Source organism: Burkholderia sp. AU17457 (assembly GCF_002223255.1).
GTDB lineage: Bacteria > Pseudomonadota > Gammaproteobacteria > Burkholderiales > Burkholderiaceae > Burkholderia > Burkholderia sola.
The window spans coordinates 1322418-1338640 of the sequence record NZ_NKFB01000003.1 but is presented as its reverse complement, the minus strand read 5'-3'; the positions used below and the strand labels follow the sequence as shown (position 1 = coordinate 1338640).

Below are 16223 nucleotides of genomic sequence, written 5' to 3'. Positions count from 1 at the left end.
ACAAAAAGAAGAACAACTAAGTTTCCTATTCGATGCGAATCCTCCAAGATAGGCACGCCGCCGGCGGGACACGTGCGTTGCCTGCCGGCGACGATACGCAGGCCAGCGTATCCCTCTTCCACTTGGAGAACACAGAATGAACAACAATGTGTTGCCGCGTTTCATTCCGCGTGCGTTTGCCGCGGGTTGTCTGCTCGCGATGGCGAGCGTGTCGCAAGGGGCCGGCGTCTATGCGCCCTATGTCGACGTGACGCTTTATCCGACACCGTTGGTCGATCAGATCGGCGTGCGCCAGGGCATCCAGCAGTTCACGCTCGCGTTCGTGGTCGCGGGCAACGGCTGCGTGCCGTCATGGGGCGGCGTCCAGCCGATCGGCAACGGCGCGAGCGGCGGGCTGCTGACCGCGCTGTCCACGTCGATCGCGAGCTACCGTGCGAAAGGCGGCGAGGTCGCCGTGTCGTTCGGCGGGGCGAACGGCACGCCGCTGATGCAGGCCTGCTCGACGGTTCCGGCGCTGAAGACCGCGTACCAGACGGTGATCGACACGTACGGCCTCACGCATATCGACTTCGACATCGAGGGCGCGTCGCAGCAGGACACGGCGGCGATCGCGCGCAACTTCCAGGCAGTCGCGCAACTGCAGGCCGACTACGCGGCGAAGGGCAAGCCGCTGCACGTGACGCTGACGCTGCCGACGATGCCGACCGGGCTCACGCAGGACGGCGTGAACGTCGTCAACGCAGCCATTGCGAACAAGACCGCGTTCGACGCGGTCAACGTGATGGCGATGGATTACGGCCCCGCGAACATCGACATGGGCGCCGCCGCGATCAGCGCCGCGCAGGCGCTCTATTCGCAGCTCGACACGGCGTTCAAGTCGGCCGGCCAGCCGAAGACCAACGCGCAGCTGTGGCAGATGGTCGGCGTCACGCCGATGATCGGCGTCAACGACGTGCAGGGCGAAACCTTCACGCTCGCGAATGCGCAGACCGTGCTGAACGCGGCCGTCGCGAACGGCTACGGCTTCTTCGGCAACTGGTCGGTCGGCCGCGATCAGGCGTGCCCGTCGGGCGGCACGTATGCGTCGCCCACCTGCTCGGGCGTCGCGCAGCAGCCGTACGCGTTCGCGACGATCTTCAAGAAGCTCGACGGCAAGTGGGGCGCGGGCGTCACGCAGGACCCGAACTACGGCGGCGGCTCGGACGGCGGCACGCCGCAGCCGGGCGCACCGTGGGCGGCCGGCCAGGTCTATACGGCCGGCGCGACGGTCACCTACCAGGGCACCACGTATCAGGCGCAGTGGTGGACGCAGGGCGACGTGCCCGGCCAGGCGGCCGTGTGGAAGCCGGTCGGCGGCGGCACGCCCGCGTGGTCGGCGACGACCGCCTATCAGGGCGGCACGTGCGTGACGTATCAGGGCGCGAAGTATTGCGCGAAATGGTGGACGCAAGGCGACAACCCGAGCGCGGGCGGCGTGTGGGTGAAGTCGTGACGGGGCGACACGCTCGCGCGTGACGTGCGGCGGGCCGTTGCCGGCGTGGCAGGACTGAACGCCGCCGACGGCCCGCCGCCGGCGCCGACGCGCGCCGCTGCCCTACCCGCGCGCGTGCTCGGCCTGCAGCCGCGCTTTCGCGTCGACGAGCAGCGCCGCATGCGTGTCGCGATGCTGGCGGATCCGCTCGGTCGGCCCGACGACCGACAGCCCGTACCAGTCGCCGTCGAGCGTCAGCGCGACCGCGATCGCCGACAGTTCGGGTGCGCTCTCGCCGAAGTTCTCCGCCCAGCCGAGTTCGCGAAACCGCGCGGTCTGCGCGACGAGCGCCGGAAGGTCGGCCACCGTCGCATCGGTAAAGCGTTCGAACGGCAGTTGCACGCCGAGCGCCTGCTGCGCGTCGCTCGCGAGTTCCGCGAAGATCGCCTTGCCGATCGAGTTCGCATGCAGCGGCCGCAGCTCGCCCGGCTGGCGCGTATAGCGGATCGCCTGCTCGGATTCGACGACGTCGAGATACGTGACCGACGCGCCCTGGATCTTGCCGAGGACGGCCGTTTCGCGGCTCGCGTCGCGTAGCGCGACGAGATGCGGATGCACGATGTCGACGACCGGATCGGTCGCGTCGATCGCGGCGGCGACCGTCTGCAGGCGCCGCGTCGGATAGTAGCCGCCGCGCCTGCGCACTTCGTACAGATAGCCGCGGCTCACGAGCGTGCGCGCCATCGCGAGGCAGCTCGACGCCGGCACGTTGAGCAGGCGCGCAAGTTCGGTGAGCGGCAGCGGCCGCCGTTCGGCGGCGAACAGCTCGAACAGGTCGAGCGTGCGGGCAACGAGTTTGACGTCCATGGCGAGCGCTTGATTCGGAACGGGAAACCGCGCGCCGGGCGGGCCGCCGGGTCGCTACGGTCAGTACGACTTCGGCAGCCCGAGCACTTTCTCCGCGATGTAGCACAGGATCAGTTGCGGACTCACGGGCGCGAGCCTCGGAATCATACACTCGCGCAGATAGCGCTCGACGTGGTATTCCTTCGCATACCCCATCCCGCCGTGCGTCGCGATCGCCGTCTGGCACGCCTGGAACGCGGCTTCCGCGCCGAGGTATTTGGCCGCGTTCGCCTCCGCGCCGCACGACTGGCCGGCGTCGTAGCGCGTCGCGGCCTTCATCACCATCAGCCACGCGGCCTCGAGCTGCATCCACGCCTGCGCGAGCGGATGCTGGATCGACTGGTTCTGCCCGATCGGCCGGCCGAACACCACGCGCTCGCACGCATACTGCGTCGCGCGGCGCAACGCGGCCTGCCCAAGCCCGATCGCCTCCGCGGCGATCAGGATCCGTTCGGGGTTCAGCCCGTGCAGCAGATAGCGGAAACCGTCGCCTTCGTTGCCGATCAGGTCGTCGCGCGACACGCGCAGGTTGTCGATGAACAACATGTTCGAATCGACCGCCTTGCGGCCCATCTTGTCGATTTCGCGCACCTCGACGCGCGCCCGGTCGAGGTCGGTATAGAACAGGCTCAGCCCGTCGGTCGGTTTCGCGACCTGATCGAGCGGCGTCGTGCGCGCGATGATCAGCATCTTGTTCGCGACCTGCGCGGTCGAGATCCAGATCTTGCGTCCGCTCAGCACGTAGTAATCGCCGTCGCGGCGCGCCTGCGTGCTCAGGTGCGTGGTGTCGAGGCCGGCGTCGGGCTCGGTCACCGCGAAGCACGCCTTGTCGCGTCCGGCGATCAGCGGCGGCAGGAAGCGCGCCTTCTGCGCGTCGTTGCCGAACACCTGCACCGGGTTCAGCCCGAAGATGTTCATGTGGACGGCCGACGCGCCCGACAGGCCGGCGCCCGACGCGCTGATCGTGCGCATCATCAGCGCCGCCTCGGTCATCCCGAGTCCGGCGCCGCCGTAGGCCGGGTCCATCGCGATGCCGAGCCACCCGGCGTCGGCGAGCGCCGCGTGGAAATCGGCCGGAAACCCGCCCGCGCGATCGCGTTCGAGCCAGTAGTCGTCGCCGAAGCGCTCGCAGATTTTCTCGATCGCGCTTTCGATCGCGCGCTGGTCGTCGGTCAGGTCGAACTGCATGGACTGCTCTCCCGGAAAGCGTGAACGGCCGCGCCGCTCACAGTGGAAACAGGCCCGTCGCGACCGCGGCGAAGACCATCAGCACGGTGGCGGCGAACAGGAACGGAATCGTGAATTTCTGGTGCTCGGCGAGCTCGACGCCGGTCAGGCCGACGATCAGGAACGTCGCGGGCGTGAGCGGGCTCACCGGAAAGCCCGTCGTCATCTGGCCGAGCAGCGCGGCCTGCGCCATCTGGATCGGCGGCACGCCGAGCAGCTTGCCGCTCTCCGCGAGCACCGGCAGCACGCCGAAGTAGAAAGAATCGGGATCGAACAGCAGACTCAGCGGCATCGACAGCAGCCCGAGCACGAACGGCATATGGCGCGCATGCTCGACCGGCACGTGCGCGACGACGACCTCGGCCATCGCCTTCAGCATCCCGGTGCCGGACATGATGCCGGTGAACGCGCCGGCGGCGAGCAGCACGCTCGCCATCATCAGCGCGGCCTTCGCATGCGCGTCGATCCGCTCGCGCTGCGCGTGCACGTCCGGATAGTTGATCACCAGCGCGGCGACCGTGCCGAGCATGAACATCACCATCGGGTCGACGATGCCCGACACCAGCGTGGCGAGCACGACGAGCGTCAGCGCGACGTTGATCGCGAAGCGTCCCGGCCGGCGCAACGCGCGTTCGGCGTCGGTCAGCTCGCGCGGCGCGATCGCGAGCGCGGCCGCGCCGGCGCGGTCGAGCCCGAGCCGTTTCGCCTCGCGCACGCCGAGCACCCAGGCGGTGCCGAACACGAACGCGAGCCCGACGATCTGCACCGGAATCATCGGCGTGAAGATCGCCGAACCGGGAATGTGCAGCGCCGCCGACGCGCGCAGCATCGGCCCGACCCACGGCAGGAAGTTGACGCCGGCCGCCATCGACGCGACGCATGCGAGGATGCGGCGATCCATCCCGAGCCGTGTATAGAGCGGCATCATCGCCGGCAGCGTGACGAGAAACGTGACCGCGCCCGAGCCGTCGAGATGGATCAGCAGCGCGAGCAGCGCCGAGCCCATCACGATGCGCGGCGGATGGCAACCGATCACGCGCAGCACGCCCGCGATGATCGGGTCGAGCATGCCGGCATCGGTGAGGATACCGAAAAATAGAATCGCAAAAACGAACATCCCGGCGATCGGGCCGATGTTCTGTACGCCGTGCACGACGAACTTGCCGGTCTGCAATCCGAAACCGGCCGCGAGCGACGCGGCCACCGGCACGACGATCAGCGCGACGAGCGGCGACAACCGCTTCGTGATGATCAGGCCGAACAGCGCGACGATGGCGACCGCGCCGATCCATGCGAGCATGATGCGTCTCCTCTTCAGCCGGTGCGCATGTCGGTGCGTGTCGATGCGCGGCCCGGCGTGATGTCCGAACGGGGGTGTGCCGGCGCGTGCGGCCATGCGCCGCCGGGCGGCACGGCCGGCGATGCCGGTCAGGTGCGGCGGTGGTCGTCGTTGCCGTTGTCGTCCGCGAACACCTGCGCCGCATGTTCGTTCAGCGCGGGCGGCGGCCGCCGGTACGTGGCCGGCGTGCGGCCGAGCTTGATCGGCGACGCGATGCCGCGATGCCGGCCCAGCTCGACCTTCATCCGCCGGTGCGCGACATGCGGATGGTCGAGCGCCGCGTCGAGCCCGAGCACGGGCGCGCACGGCACGCCGCGGCGCATCAGGTGCTCGGCGAGCGTCGCGCCGTCGTGCGCGGCCAGCGCCGTTTCGAGCAGCGCGCGCAGCGCGGCGCGGTTCTGGCTGCGCGTGCGGTTGTCGGCGAAACGCGGATCGTCGAGCCAGTCGCGCGTGCCGAGCACGTCGCACAGCGCGGCGAACTGCCCGTTGTTGCCGACCGCCAGGAAGATGTCGACGCCCGCCGTCGGAAAGCTGTCGTACGGCGTGATGTTCGGATGCGCGTTGCCGGTGCGCACGGGCGCGTTGCCCGAATGAAAGAAGTTCGGCGTATGCGGATGGAGGATCGACAGCGCGCAGTCGAACAGCGTCGATTCGACGAACTGGCCGCGCCCGCTCGCATCGCGCTCGCGCAGCGCCATCAGCACGCCGAGCGCCGCGTTCAGCCCCGTGACGAGATCGACGATCGGCACGCCGACGCGCAGCGGCGCACCGCCGGCTTCGCCGTTGACGCTCATCAGCCCCGCGAGCGCCTGCACGGCCGCGTCGTAGCCTGGCAACCCGCCGAGCGGGCCATCCGCGCCGAAACCCGACACGCGGCAATAAACGAGGCGCGGAAACCGCGCATGCAGCGCGTCGAACCCGAGCCCCCAGCGCTCCATCGTGCCGATCCTGAAGTTCTCGACCAGCGCGTCCGCGTGTTCGAGCAGGCCGAGCAGCCGCTCGCGATCGGCCGGCTGCGTCAGGTCGAGCGCGATGCCGAGCTTGTTGCGATTCACGCCGAGGAAGTACGACGCGGTATCGCCGTCGAACGGCGGGCCCCACGTGCGCGTCTCGTCGCCGGACGGCGGTTCGACCTTGATCACCTCCGCGCCGTGGTCGGCGAGGATCTGGGTCGCGTACGGGCCGCCCAGCACCCGCGACAGATCGATGATGCGCAATCCCGCCAGCGCGCCCTGCTGCTCGTGTTCCGCCATGCGTCTCGCTCCTGGTTCCGGTCGATCGGACTGCCGGTTCCGGTGGTCCGGCGCTTGCGCGCGGCTTGTCCGGATTCGGCGAATAATTCTTGTATGTGAATTTATATTCACACTCAGGAATTTCGTTGTCAAGCCCGGATGCACCCGGCCCCGGCGCGGCTCACGTCGCCGCGCGCAAGGGGGACGACATCGAACGCGGGCCGGTTGCGGTGGCGCCCCGCCGTTCGCTAAGCTGACGGGCCACGTTCATCCCGAACGATACGAGGCGAAACATTCATGAAACGATTGTGGCTGGCGGCCTTCGTGCTGGCGTCGACGCTGGGCGTCGCGCATGCGCAGAACCAGACTTTCCATTTCGGCGAAGGACAAACCGGGATGCCGGGCACTGCGCCGCATGCCGCCGCGCCGGCGGCCCGGCCCGCGCCCGCCCGTCGGCACGTGACCGCGCCGTCGCCCCATCACCGGCGTGCCGTTCACAAGCGCCGCCATTCGCGCCGCGCGAAGCCGACGCGCAGCGGGATCTACACGCACGCATGAGCTGTCGGCCGTTCCGTCGTGTGATCGCGGTGCACGGAACTGTCACGAACGGCCGGTAACATCGGCGCGGCGGCTTGCATGCCGTCGCCGCCTGCTGTCGGACAACGGCCGCCGGCGTGCACTTCTCTCCACGATTCAGCACCTGTCTTGCCAGAACATGCGCACCGGGCCGGATACCCTCGCCGTCATCAAGGAACGCGCCACGATCGTGTGCCGCCAGCGCAGCAGCGTGCTGCTGGTCGCGCGCACCGCGGCGCGCTGGTCGCTGCCGGGCGGCACGATCCGGCGCGGAGAGACGCCGCTCGAAGCCGCGCGGCGGGAACTTGTCGAGGAAACGCAGCTCGAGGGGCTCGCGCTCGACTACGCGGTGCAGTTCGGTGGGCTGACGAAGCTGCATCACGTGTTCGTGGCCGACGTACCGGCACACCTCACGCCGCGCGCGAGCAACGAGATCGCCCACTGCAAGTGGTTCGCGGTCGACCGGCTCGACACGCTACGGGCGAGCGTGCCGACACGCAAGATCATCGAGCTGCTGCGGCTCGACTGTTTTTCTGCGTTCGTCAGCGAGCCGCTTCGCTGAAGTCGGTACCGGCGCAGGCTCGGGCACGGATTGCGGCGACTACCCGCGCAGGAACGGGCCGGCCTTGCGTTCGAGCAGCGCGACGAGTTCGGGTTGCATGAACGCGTAGCGGTCGGGGATGTCGAGGCAGACGATCTTCCGGTGCTTCAGACGCGCACCGAATTGCGCCGACAGTCGCGCTTTGCGCGCGCGCTCCATCACGAACACGATGTCCGCCCAGTCGAGCTGCTCGGCGGACAGCCGCACGTCCGCGTCGGGCGCGAGGCCCGCGGAGTCGGTTTCGATGCCCGGCCACGCGGCGAACACCGCTTCGGCCGTCGGGCTGCGCAGCCGGTTGCGGCTCCAGATGAACAGAGCACGTGTCATGTCGCTTCGCGGCCGCCCGGGGGCCGGCTTAACCCTGCGGAATCGTGCCCGGCCGCACGTACGCGAGCATGTGCGGCACGTAATCGGCCTTGCCGAGTTCGACGCCGTGATGGCGCAGGATCGCGTACGCGGCGATCGCGTGAAAGTAGAACTGCGGCAGCGCCCAGTCGCGCGCGTACTGTTCACCCGTCATGTCGAACGCGATCCCGTTCGGCATCTCGAGCGAGATCGGCAGCGCAGCGCCGCCATCGAGCGCATCCGGTGCGAGTTCACCGAGAAAGGCGAGCGTGCCGGCGATGATCGCCTGCGCATCGGCCGGCGAGCCGGGTTGCGCATCGGCGTTCCAGCCCGCCTCGCGCAGTGCGAGCAATGCCGCCGGCAGCGGTTCGCCGCGCAGCCGGTGCACCGGCTCCATCGCCTGGAAACACGAGAAGCGCACCTGCGCGGCGAGCGGATACATGTCGGGCGCGAGCCTCAGCGTCATCGCCGCGTCGGGTTCGTCGCCGGCGGCCTGCCGGTGGGCGACGGCCTTGTCGAGCCACGCGGACTGGGCGCGCAGCATCTGGGTGTAGGTCGGAACGAGAAGTTGGGTCGGTGACACGCGTGCGCTCCTGTGCTGGGGTTCGGGCCACACGATAGCAGCGTCGGCGCGAACCGGCATCCTGACCGGGCGCAGATGCGTGACGTCACGGCTTGCCGTGCCGCGCCAGGAACCGGTCGAGCTGCGACGCGAACGTCTTGCCGTCGCGCGCGCTGAACGGCGCCGGCCCGCCCGTGTCGATGCCCGCGCTGCGCAACTGGTCCATCATCGCGCGCGTCGACAGGCGTTCCTCGATGTTCTCGCGGCTGAACCAGTTGCCGCGCGGGTCGAGCGCATGCGCGCCCTTGTCGAGCACGGCGGCGGCCAGCGGGATGTCGGCGGTGATCACGAGGTCGCCGGGTTCCGCCAGCTCGACGATGCGCGCGTCGGCCACGTCGAAGCCGGCCGGCACCTGCACGGCCTTGATGAACGGCGACGGCGGCGTACGCAGAAACTGGTTCGCGACCAGCGTCACGCGGATTTCGGCACGACGCGCGGCGCGAAACAGCATGTCCTTGATGACGGCCGGACACGCGTCGGCATCGACCAGTACTTGCATGGCGGGAGTTTCCAGTGGGCGGAAGCAGAAGCGGCGATCATAGCGCACCGCGGGCCGGCCATCAGCCGGCGAGATCCGTGCGAAGCGCGTCAGCCGTCACCCACTGCGCGCCCCAGGCCGCGGCGAGCCGCGCACCCTGCCCGATTCGCACGGCCGCATCGTCGAAGTCGACGAACACGACGTGATCGGCCGCCGCGGGTTTGGCCGGCATATCGCGCGTGCGCCCGTCGGACAGCACCCACAGCCAGCGCGTTTTGCCGGGCTCGCGCCGCGCGTCGCGGGCGAGCAGCTGCGCGGCGGTCGCGATGCCGTCCGCGAGCGGCGTGCCGCCGCCGCCGTCGACCGGTTCGAGCCAGCGCGCGTTCCACCAGCGCGGCACGGCCGGGCCGAAGCGCCGCGCGGCGCCGTTGCCGCCGAAGCAGACCAGTGCGGTTTCGACACGTGCGCGCGCAGCCTGGTCGAAATACGCGACGATCAGCCCCTTCGCGAGCGCGAGCCGCTCGTGCGACAACATCGACGCCGAACAGTCGAGCACGAAGCAATGCAGCGCGTGCGGCGTGCCCGCGCGCTTCCCGTAGCGCAGATGCTCGCGATGCAGCGGGCCGCCGCGTTTCGCGGCAAGCGTCGCCGGCCACGCGACGGCCGTGCCGACGCGCACCGTGCCCGGCACGCGCCCGGCGGCGCCTGACTGCCATCGAGGACCGCGAATCGCGTTCGCGGCGGCGCCGGCTCGATGGCTCAGCGTTTTTTTAGCGGCAGCGGCACCACGCTTTTCACGTCGCGCAACCCGACCGGCTCGGGCGGCAGGTAGCCCCAGTCGCCCTGCGATGCGGACGCGTCGGCCTCCGTGTCGTCGGTGTCGCGCTGTTGTTTGTCAGGCTGCCGCGGGTTATCCGACCGCAAACGATCGTCGCGCTCATCACCTTGCCGCGACGATTGCTGCGACGGCGGCGGCCCCGCATGGCGCCGATGCCGCAGCACGGCGTCGGCCACGCGCGCCACATGCGACACCGTCACCGCGTCGGCCTGCTCCAGCGCGGCCAGCGCACGCGCGGCGCGCAGCATCACGAGATCGGCGCGCAATCCGTCGACGGCCGCGTCGATGCACAGCATGCTGACGCGCGCATGGACCGCATCGTCGAAATCCAACGCCGGCAGCCGTGCACGCGCCGCATGAATCCGGTCCGAAAGTTCGCGCTGGGCCGCCGCGTGACGCGCGCGAAACGCGTCCGGATCGAGATCGAACGCAAGGCGCGCCTTCACGATCCGCTCGCGCTGGGCGGCGTCGAAGCAGTTCTCCAGCTCGACCATCAGCCCGAAGCGGTCGAGCAGTTGCGGGCGCAACTCGCCCTCCTCGGGATTCATCGTGCCGACCAGCACGAAGCGCGCGTCGTGCGCGTGCGACACGCCATCGCGCTCGACGATATTCACGCCGCTCGCGGCGACGTCGAGCAGCGTATCGACGAGTCCGTCGGCGAGCAGGTTCACTTCGTCGACATACAGCACGCCGAGATGCGCGCGAGCCAGCAGGCCGGGCCGGAAGCGCACGCCGTTTTCGGCGAGCGCGTGCGCGAGATCGAGCGTGCCCGTCACCTGCTCGTCGCTCGCCGACAGCGGCAGCGTGACGAACTGCCCTTGCGGCAACAGCTCCGCGAGGCCGCGCGCGGCCGTCGATTTCGCGGTGCCGCGCGGCCCGCTGACGAGCACGCCGCCGAGCGACGGGTCGATCGCGGCAAGCAGCAGCGCCTGCTGCAACGCGTCCTGCGCGACGAGCGCCGCAAACGGAAAAACCGCGCGGGCGCGGTGCGTCGTCGGATCGGTCATCGCCGTCCTCCTTCCTGGCGTTGTTCGCTGGCGAGCCAGATCGCCTCGATCCGCTCGCGATAGGGGCCCGGCTGCTGCCACAGCCCGCGCTGCATCGCTTCGACGAAGCGCTCGCAGATGCCGTGCAGCGCCTTCGGGTTGTGCCGTTCGACGAACGCGCGGGTGGCGTCGTCGAACAGGTACGCGTCGGCGACGAGCGCGTACTGGTGATCGGACAGCACGCGTGCGGTCGCGTCATAGCCGTACAGGTAATCGACGGTCGCGGCGAGTTCGGCCGCACCCTTGTAGCCGTGACGCTTCACGCCGTCGAGCCATTTCGGGTTGACGACGCGCGAGCGGATCACGCGCGCGATTTCCTCGCGCAGCGTGCGCATCTTCGGCGCGACCGGGTTCGCATGGTCGCCGTGATAGACGCTCGGCTGCTGCCCGGACAGGTGCCGCACCGCCGCCGTCATTCCACCCTGGAACTGGTAGTAATCGTTCGAATCGAGGATGTCGTGCTCGCGGCTGTCCTGGTTCTGCACGACGACGTCGATCGTCGCGAGCCGCGCGCCGAACACGTCGGGCGCCGCGTCGCCCGCGCTGTTCTGCGCGTATGCATGGCCGCCCCATTGACGGTAGGCATCCGCGAGATCGGCGTCGGTCTGCCAGCGGCGCTGGTCGATCAGGTCCTGCAGGCCCGCGCCGTAGCTGCCCGGCCGCGCACCGAACACGCGCCAGCCGGCGCGGCGCCGTGCTTCGTCGGGCGCCACGCCCTGCGCGATCCATTTCGCACGTTCGCGCTCGATGCGCGCGCGGATCGGGTTCAGTTCCTCGGGCTCGTCGAGCGCGGCAACCGCCTGCACGGCCGCGTCGAACAGGTGCATCAGGTTCGGGAACGCATCGCGGAAGAAACCCGACACGCGCAGCGTCACGTCGATGCGCGGCCGGTCGAAGATCTCGATCGGCAAAATCTCGAAGTCGGTCACGCGATGGCTGCCGTGCGCCCATTTCGGCCGCACGCCGATCAGCGCGAACGCCTGCGCGATGTCGTCGCCGCCGGTGCGCATCGTGGCCGTCCCCCAGACCGACAGCCCGATCGCGCGCGGATAGTCGCCGTGATCCTGCAGATGGCGTTCGATCAGTTGCTGCGCGGATTTCAATCCGAGCGACCACGCGGCCTGCGTCGGCACCGCGCGCGTATCGACCGAGTAGAAATTGCGGCCCGTGGGCAGCACGTCGGGACGGCCGCGCGACGGTGAACCGCTCGGCCCCGGCGGCACGAAGCGGCCGTCGAGCCCGCGCAGCAACTGGCGCATTTCCTCGCCGCCGCACGCATCGAGCGCGGGCAACAGCGTCGAACGCACGCGTTCGAGCACCGCGAGCGTATGCGGCCATTCGCCGGCCGGCGGAATGTCGAGGTCGGGATCCTCCGAAGCGGCTCCGCACACGACGTCGAGCCAATGCTGCGCCAGCCGTTCGAGCCGCTCGCGCGTATCGCCGGCATGACGCCACGGCGACGCGTCGAGCGTTTGCAGCACGGCCGGCCGCGGCCCGGTCCACGGTGCGGCCCAGTCGGCCGAAAGCGGGTCGAAATCGTCGCCAAGCGCGAGATCGCGCGCGAGCGCGCCGATCAGGCCGGCCCGTTCGCCCTTGCCGTCTCCAATCGGGAAGCGTGCGAGCGCGAGCAGCGTGTCGCGCCGCTGGCGCTCGACCGGCGACGCGCCGAACACGTGCAGCCCGTCGCGAATCTGCGCTTCCTTCAACTCGCACAGCCACGCATCGACGCGCGTGAGCAGCGCATCCTCGTCGCCCGCATCGCGCGGCGGCGACACGCTCAGCTCGTCGTGTAGGCGATGCTCGGCGATCGTCGCGAGGATCGTCCTGCGCAGCAGCTTCGCGCGCCGCGCATCGACCATCAGCGCCTCGTAGTATTCGTCGACCTGCCGTTCGAGATCCTGCAGCGGACCGTAGTTTTCCGCGCGCGTGAGCGGCGGCATCAGGTGATCGACGATCACCGCCTGCGCGCGCCGCTTCGCCTGGCTGCCCTCGCCCGGATCGTTGACGATGAACGGATACAGGTGCGGCAGCGGCCCGAGCGTCAGGTCGGGCCAGCACGCGTCGGACAGCGCGACGCTCTTGCCCGGCAGCCATTCGAGGTTGCCGTGCTTGCCAAGATGGATGACCGCGTCGACGCGATACGCATCGCGCAGCCAGAAATAGAACGCGAGATACGCGTGCGGCGGCACGAGGTCGGCATCGTGGTAGCTCGCGTAGTCGTTCTCGTCGCGCGAGCGCGACGGCTGGATGCCGACGAACACGTTGCCCGCGCGCCAGCCGGCGATCGTGAAGCGCTGTTGCCGCAGCGTCGGGTCCGCTTCGGGCGGCCCCCAGCGTTCGTTCAGCGCGTCGCGCACGGCCGCCGGCAGCCGCGCGAAACGCGCGACGTAATCGGCCAGCGCGTAACTCTGAAACGCGGGCCGCAGCGTGCGCATGGCGGGATCGTTGGTCACGCCTTCGGTGAGTTGCGCGATCAGTGCGTCGCCGTCGGGTGGCAGGTCGGCTACCGTATAGCCCGCATCGCGCAGCGCCGCGAGCACGCGCAGCGCGGATGCGGGCGTGTCGAGCCCGACGCCGTTGCCGATCCGCCCTTCGCTTTGCGGATAGTTCGCGAGAATCAGCGCGATGCGTTTGTCGGCGTTATCCAGCGTGCGCAGCCGGCACCAGCCGCGCGCGAGCGCCGCGACGAACGCGATCCGCTCCGCATCCGGCTGGTAGCGCACGACGTCGACTTCGGTGTGCGCGCAACGATACGCGAGCCCCTTGAAGCTCACCGCGCGCGTGACGATGCGCCCGTCGACTTCGGGCAGCGCGACATGCATCGCGATGTCGCGGGCGTGCAGCCCCTGGTTGTCGGCCACCCATGCGTCGCGATTGCCGCCGGACAGGATCACCTGCAGCACCGGCGCGTCGCCGGCCAGCACGTCGGGCTCGGGGCTGTCGATCGCGCCGGCCGCGAACGCGGTGGTATTCAGCACGAGCGCGACGTCATGCGCATCGCACAGTTGCGTGATGACCTCGCGGCTCACCGCGTCCTTCAGCGACGTCACCGCGATCGGCAGCGGATTCAGCCCTTCGTCTGTCAATGCATCGGCCAGCGCGTCGAACACGGCCGTGTTCGCAGCCTGCCAGTGCGCGCGATAGAACAGGATCGCGACGACCGGCGCGCCGGGCGTCCAGCGCGGCCGCCAGTCGTCGACGCTCGCACGGTCGCGCGCCGGGTGATACAGCGCGGCGGCCGGCAGCGGGCGCGGCGGTTCGGGCGCTTCACCGAATCCGAGCGTGTGAAACGCGATGCTGCGCAGCAGCGCGTCGGCGTTGTGCACACCGCCTTCGCGCAGGTAGCGCCACCACAGCCGGCACAGCTCGGCCTCGACCGTGCTCTTCGCGACGAGATTCGGGTCTTCCTGCAGGTCGCCCGAGAACATCGCGAGCTGCTGCCCGCGCTTCGATGCGAGCGACACGGCCTGCTCGATCCCGTACGGCCAGTACGCTTCGCCGCCGAGATGATCGATCACGACCGTCTTCGCGTGGCGCAGCACGTCGTCGACGTAGAAATCGACCGACGCCGGCTGCCGCAGGAACGTGACGTTCGCGAGCCGCACGCTCGGGAATCCTTCGGGCAAGTGCGGCACGACGCTCGCGAGCAGCGACAGCGTCGTGTCGGCCGAACTCAGGATCACGATGTCGGCCGGCTGCTGGTCGATCCGGACGACGCCCTGCGTATCGTCGACGAAGCCGCCCGGCGTGGTGCGCAACAGATGCATCGTGCGTTACGCCTGTTGCGGCTCGGCCGCGCACGCGGCGTCGAACGCACGTTGCAGCACGGCCGCGTCGAGATCCTCGCCGATCAGCACGAAGCGGCTCGCGCGCGTTTCGCCGTCCTGCCAGCGGCGGTCGAAATAGCTGTCGAAACGGCGTCCGACGCCCTGGATCACGAGCCGCATCGGCGCGCCGGGCAGCGCGGCGAAGCCTTTCGCGCGGTAGATCGTGTGCGTTTCGACGACGCGCTGCAACGCGGCGATCGTCGCTTCCCGCGTGCCGGCGTCGCCGGACACGACCACCGAGTCGAAGTCGTCGTGATGGTGATCGTGATCGCCGTCGTCGGCCGAGCCGTGATGATCGTGGCGCAGGTGGATCGTTTCCTCCGATGCCGATTCGAGGCCGAGCAGCATCGCGAGATCGAGCTCGCCGCGCGTCGCGCGCACGATCTTCACCTGCGGCGGGATTTCTTCGCGGATCGCGGTTTCGATCTGCGCGAACTCGACGTCGTCGACGAGGTCGGCCTTGTTCACGATCACGAGATCGGCGGACGACAGTTGATCGGCGAACAGTTCGTGCAGCGGCGATTCGTGGTCGAGGTTCGGATCGGCGCGACGCTGCGCGTCGACGGCCTGCGGGTTTTCCGCGAACTGGCCGCTCGCGGCGGCCGGCCCGTCGACGACGGTCACGACCGCGTCGACCGTGAAGCTGTTGCGGATCGTCGGCCAGTTGAACGCCTGCACGAGCGGCTTGGGCAGCGCGAGGCCCGACGTCTCGATCAGCACGTGGTCGATATCCGCGCGGCGCTCGACGAGCGCCTCCATCACCGGATAGAACTCTTCCTGCACGGTGCAGCACAGGCAGCCGTTCGCGAGTTCGTACAGCTGGCCCGATGCTTCGCCCTGCGCGCCGTCGGCATCGTCGCAGCCGATGCCGCAGCCCTTGAGGATTTCGCCGTCGATGCCGAGCTCGCCGAATTCGTTGACGATCACCGCGATGCGGCGGCCTGCGGCGTGCTGCAGGATGTGGCGCATCAGCGTCGTCTTGCCGCTGCCGAGAAAGCCCGTGACGATCGTGACGGGCAGCTTGCGTAGGGTCATGGTAGGTCCGGTGTCGAAGAGGGAATCAGGACGGGATCGTCGCGTCGGTGGCGGCGTGGCAATTCATCGGGCGACGCGCAGGAAGATCGCCGCGTGATCCGCGCGGACAGCCGCGCGACAGGCGGAACAACGAATCGGGCATGGTGCTTCCTTGCGAACGGTCGACATCGTGAATGCCAACACGGCTGCCGCCGGCCTCGCCCGTGCCGCCTCCCGTTCGCCGCGCCCGCCGCGCACGTGCGGCGGCAGATGGACGGAGCAAGCGTCGAACACCGGGCGTCGGGCCGGCTGCGGCCGTGGACGATGCGCCGCCTCCCCGCGGCGCTGAACCCCAACGTTTAGGCCGGTATCCGGGCTGACGAACACGCCGCTTCGCCTTCCCGGATGCGTCGCATCCAGTGGCGGTCGTCCGCATGCGCATGGCATGCGGCGAAGCGGCACTGCGTGGCGCTTGCGCGCGACGCGTTCGCTTACCGTTGCGGGGGCAGCACAGGTTGGCTCGACTGCGGTGCAGGCAGGCTCCCTGTTTCCCGTTTAACTGCGCGTGCCGGAGCGGCGCGCGCGAGCACCAAAACGCGTGCGAGTGTAGGCGGCGGGGCCGGGAGCGTCAAGGCAAAACGGGCCGCCGCCGGGCGTTCGCCGCGGCCGCGCGCCCACGCGGGAGGCCGCATCCTGCCCCC

14 protein-coding genes and 1 riboswitch are annotated in these 16223 nt (G+C 69.6%); of the genes, 3 read left to right on the top strand and 11 right to left on the bottom strand.

What is annotated here, in order from left to right:
* Nucleotides 1-136: 136 nt before the first annotated feature.
* Complete coding sequence (locus tag CFB49_RS08775; protein ID WP_089491152.1) at nucleotides 137-1492, top strand: chitinase; 1356 nt, start codon at nucleotides 137-139, stop codon at nucleotides 1490-1492.
* Nucleotides 1493-1594: 102 nt separating this feature from the next.
* Here the strand turns inward: CFB49_RS08775 and CFB49_RS08770 are convergent, their stop codons facing one another.
* The 4 genes from CFB49_RS08770 to CFB49_RS08755 form a co-directional block, all read right to left on the bottom strand.
* A complete protein-coding gene (locus CFB49_RS08770) occupies nucleotides 1595-2338 on the bottom strand; it encodes an IclR family transcriptional regulator (RefSeq protein ID WP_089491151.1) in 744 nt (247 codons plus the stop codon).
* Nucleotides 2339-2398: 60 nt separating this feature from the next.
* Nucleotides 2399-3565, bottom strand: coding sequence for an acyl-CoA dehydrogenase family protein (locus tag CFB49_RS08765; RefSeq protein WP_069620714.1), 1167 nt, complete (start codon nucleotides 3563-3565; stop codon nucleotides 2399-2401).
* A gap of 37 nt (nucleotides 3566-3602) precedes the next feature.
* The gene (locus CFB49_RS08760) at nucleotides 3603-4904 is read right to left on the bottom strand and encodes a CitMHS family transporter (RefSeq protein WP_069620713.1); all 1302 of its coding nucleotides are present in this window, start codon (nucleotides 4902-4904) and stop codon (nucleotides 3603-3605) included.
* A 128-nt stretch (nucleotides 4905-5032) separates the two neighbouring features.
* Nucleotides 5033-6196 carry a CaiB/BaiF CoA transferase family protein gene (locus tag CFB49_RS08755; protein WP_089491150.1) on the bottom strand — a complete coding sequence of 388 codons (1164 nt, stop codon included), beginning with the start codon at nucleotides 6194-6196 and terminating at the stop codon, nucleotides 5033-5035.
* 276 nt (nucleotides 6197-6472) lie between these two features.
* On the opposite strand from CFB49_RS08755, the gene CFB49_RS08750 reads away from it, so the two are divergent.
* Both CFB49_RS08750 and CFB49_RS08745 read left to right on the top strand, forming a co-directional pair.
* Entirely contained in the window at nucleotides 6473-6733 is a 261-nt protein-coding gene (locus CFB49_RS08750; protein WP_089435014.1) for a hypothetical protein, read from the top strand.
* A 157-nt stretch (nucleotides 6734-6890) separates the two neighbouring features.
* The gene (locus CFB49_RS08745) at nucleotides 6891-7313 is read left to right on the top strand and encodes an NUDIX hydrolase (protein ID WP_089491149.1); all 423 of its coding nucleotides are present in this window, start codon (nucleotides 6891-6893) and stop codon (nucleotides 7311-7313) included.
* 39 nt (nucleotides 7314-7352) lie between these two features.
* Here the strand turns inward: CFB49_RS08745 and CFB49_RS08740 are convergent, their stop codons facing one another.
* The 7 genes from CFB49_RS08740 to cobW form a co-directional block, all read right to left on the bottom strand.
* Nucleotides 7353-7679 carry a low molecular weight protein tyrosine phosphatase family protein gene (locus CFB49_RS08740; RefSeq protein ID WP_089491148.1) on the bottom strand — a complete coding sequence of 109 codons (327 nt, stop codon included), beginning with the start codon at nucleotides 7677-7679 and terminating at the stop codon, nucleotides 7353-7355.
* Between the two features lie 28 nt (nucleotides 7680-7707).
* Nucleotides 7708-8280, bottom strand: coding sequence for a DUF1993 domain-containing protein (locus tag CFB49_RS08735; protein WP_176730251.1), 573 nt, complete (start codon nucleotides 8278-8280; stop codon nucleotides 7708-7710).
* An 85-nt stretch (nucleotides 8281-8365) separates the two neighbouring features.
* The gene (locus tag CFB49_RS08730; protein ID WP_069620707.1) at nucleotides 8366-8818 is read right to left on the bottom strand and encodes a YaiI/YqxD family protein; all 453 of its coding nucleotides are present in this window, start codon (nucleotides 8816-8818) and stop codon (nucleotides 8366-8368) included.
* 61 nt (nucleotides 8819-8879) lie between these two features.
* A complete protein-coding gene (locus CFB49_RS08725; protein ID WP_089491146.1) occupies nucleotides 8880-9488 on the bottom strand; it encodes a vWA domain-containing protein in 609 nt (202 codons plus the stop codon).
* 68 nt (nucleotides 9489-9556) lie between these two features.
* Nucleotides 9557-10642, bottom strand: coding sequence for an ATP-binding protein (locus CFB49_RS08720; protein WP_089491145.1), 1086 nt, complete (start codon nucleotides 10640-10642; stop codon nucleotides 9557-9559).
* The gene (gene cobN, locus CFB49_RS08715; protein WP_089491144.1) at nucleotides 10639-14448 is read right to left on the bottom strand and encodes a cobaltochelatase subunit CobN; all 3810 of its coding nucleotides are present in this window, start codon (nucleotides 14446-14448) and stop codon (nucleotides 10639-10641) included. Before cobN ends, CFB49_RS08720 begins: the two co-directional genes overlap by 4 nt.
* 6 nt (nucleotides 14449-14454) lie before the next feature.
* Nucleotides 14455-15543 carry a cobalamin biosynthesis protein CobW gene (cobW, locus tag CFB49_RS08710; RefSeq protein ID WP_089491143.1) on the bottom strand — a complete coding sequence of 363 codons (1089 nt, stop codon included), beginning with the start codon at nucleotides 15541-15543 and terminating at the stop codon, nucleotides 14455-14457.
* A 324-nt stretch (nucleotides 15544-15867) separates the two neighbouring features.
* Nucleotides 15868-16131: riboswitch (cobalamin riboswitch) on the bottom strand.
* Nucleotides 16132-16223 lie beyond the last annotated feature (92 nt).